This window comes from Nonomuraea sp. NPDC049649 (genome assembly GCF_040675175.1).
Classification (GTDB): domain Bacteria; phylum Actinomycetota; class Actinomycetes; order Streptosporangiales; family Streptosporangiaceae; genus Nonomuraea.
The window spans coordinates 1-1,918 of sequence record NZ_JBFAOH010000097.1 but is presented as its reverse complement, the minus strand read 5'-3'; the positions used below and the strand labels follow the sequence as shown (position 1 = coordinate 1,918).

Genomic DNA, 1,918 nt, shown 5'->3' with positions numbered 1-1,918 from the left:
CACAGCCCTGTCATGTACGAGAGCCTCCACCGGCCCTCAGACACCGTCGAGTGACCTCACCTCAGGTGTCCGTGCTACAGGGGGAACCTCAGTGGCGACTTTTCTCCCGTAAAGCAGGGCTAGCACGAAGCCGGCAGGAGCGCTTCCCAGCCACAGCAACGCCACCAGCGGTGTAGGAATGCCGACCACCTCCTTCAAGTAGAGGTAGCCGGTATCCGTGTACAAGAAGTTCATCAGGTCCAGCGAGACAGAGAGCCACGTGATCGCCAGCACGACCAGAGCACTCGATACCGGCCGTCCACCTCGGGGGGTCATGTTGAGCATTATCCACTGCTCCCCCTCGCATCCCGTCTCATCGGACACATAGCGGGCACGGCACCGGCAACCCCTACCCAGCATCCCGACTTGATCTAGGATGCGCGACCCAGTACCTTGCGTTGCATGGAACTCGGCAACACCGAGAAAGCGATGAGTCAACTGCGGCGCGGTGTCCTGGAGTACTGCGTGCTAGCCCTCCTCCGAGGCGGCAGCCGCTACGGCGTCGAGCTGCTCCGCGAACTTGGAGAGGTGGACATCATGGTCACCAGCGAGGGGACCATCTATCCACTGCTCTCCAGGTTGCGCCGAGAAGGTCTCGTCGAGACCACGTGGCAGGAGTCGACCAGCGGCCCGCCGCGCAAGTACTACGAACTCACGCCGGCCGGTGCGCGGGCGCTCGAGGAGTTCACAGCGGAATGGTCCAGGTTCCACGCCGCTGTCCTGCATTTCCTCTCCAAGAACGAGTCCGGAAACGAGGCACCCTGAGCCATGACTGAAGATCTGCCGCTTGACGCGACGGCCGAGGAATACCTGTCCGAGATCGAAAGGGCTGCCGCCGCCCTCCCAGCGAACCGCCGAGCCGAGTTGCTCGCCGACGTCCGTTCCCACATCGTGGTCGCTCAGGCCGAGGCCGCCTCCGGCTCGCCTGCCGGTATCGAGGATCCCGCCGTCATAAGCCAGATCCTCAGCAAGCTGGGCGACCCTGAGGCCATCGTCGCGGCGGCTGTCGCCGACCTTCCCCCGGAGACCCAGGTGAGCTCCACTACTCGAACCGCTTCCAGCGTGCTGGTGAAGACTGCCGTCATCCTCCTGCTCATCGGCGGCCTCGGATGGTTCGTCCTACATCTCCTGCTCCAGCCCGGTTCCGCAGGGTGAGGAACGAGGCCTCAGTCTTCGATCCCCCCAGGCCACCACGCACCCCGGGCCACCCGCGGCCAGCGAGCTGTACCCGCGCGAGCAGTGGACGGCAACACCGGCGTGAGCCATCCCTGCTGCTGCGGTGTGCGTGTCCCGATATGGCCTACGAGGCGCTTTTCATGACGCTCACCGGGGTGGGCCGACGATGATCTGGCCGTGGGCGTCGGCCGCGGCGGCCAGCATCTCCTTGGAAATTTCGAATCCCTCGGGCCTGGGCGTGGACAGGTCACGTCCGCCCTGGCGGAACATGTTCTCGATGCCGCCGGGTGTGGCGATCAGCAGCAGGTCGGCCCGGTCGGAGGTGATGCGGTAGCCGTGCGGGATGTTGCGGGGCAGGTAGACGATGCCGCCCTCGGACAACTCCAGTTCCTCCTCGCCGACCCAGAGCCGGGCGGTGCCTTTGATCAGCATGAAGACTTCGTCTTCCCGGGTGTGCAGGTGGAACGGCGGAGCCTCCCCCTTGGGGGCGTCGAACCGTCCGACGGTGAGCTGCCCGTCGGTGGCGGCGGCGTCCAGCAGGACGGAGAAGGTGCTCCCGTTCAGCCACTCCAGCTTCTGTTGCTGTTCGGGCTGGGCCAGATACGGAATGCTCACTGGTGCACCATCCTCTTGTCGGTAGCTGAGATGCTGCTGATGCACCCGAGGTGCCGCTGGGTTACCGCCCTGCTCGCTCGACCCCGAG

4 protein-coding genes are annotated in these 1,918 nt (G+C 65.2%); 2 read left to right on the top strand and 2 right to left on the bottom strand.

Annotation, left to right across the window (positions count from 1 at the left end; all coding sequences use genetic code 11):
* Nucleotides 1-36: 36 nt before the first annotated feature.
* Nucleotides 37-363 carry a hypothetical protein gene (locus tag AB0J42_RS37605; RefSeq protein ID WP_364303359.1) on the bottom strand — a complete coding sequence of 109 codons (327 nt, stop codon included), beginning with the start codon at nt 361-363 and terminating at the stop codon, nt 37-39.
* A gap of 78 nt (nt 364-441) precedes the next feature.
* Here AB0J42_RS37605 and AB0J42_RS37600 point away from each other — a divergent pair, with 78 nt between their 5' ends.
* Nucleotides 442-804, top strand: a complete 363-nt coding sequence (locus tag AB0J42_RS37600) for a PadR family transcriptional regulator (protein WP_364303357.1) — start codon at nt 442-444, stop codon at nt 802-804.
* A 3-nt stretch (nt 805-807) separates the two neighbouring features.
* A complete protein-coding gene (locus tag AB0J42_RS37595) occupies nt 808-1,194 on the top strand; it encodes a hypothetical protein (RefSeq protein WP_364303354.1) in 387 nt (128 codons plus the stop codon).
* A gap of 168 nt (nt 1,195-1,362) precedes the next feature.
* On the opposite strand, the gene AB0J42_RS37590 is transcribed toward AB0J42_RS37595, so the two are convergent.
* Nucleotides 1,363-1,830: a cupin domain-containing protein gene (locus tag AB0J42_RS37590; RefSeq protein WP_364303351.1), complete on the bottom strand. Its 468-nt coding sequence runs from the start codon at nt 1,828-1,830 to the stop codon at nt 1,363-1,365.
* Between the last annotated feature and the right edge of the window lie 88 nt (nt 1,831-1,918).

Bases quoted from the DNA above. Each gene is read 5' to 3' on its own strand.
- AB0J42_RS37600 (WP_364303357.1), top strand. From the start codon at position 442: ATGGAACTCGGCAACACCGAGAAAGCGATGAGTCAACTGCGGCGCGGT.
- AB0J42_RS37595 (WP_364303354.1), top strand. From the start codon at position 808: ATGACTGAAGATCTGCCGCTTGACGCGACGGCCGAGGAATACCTGTCC.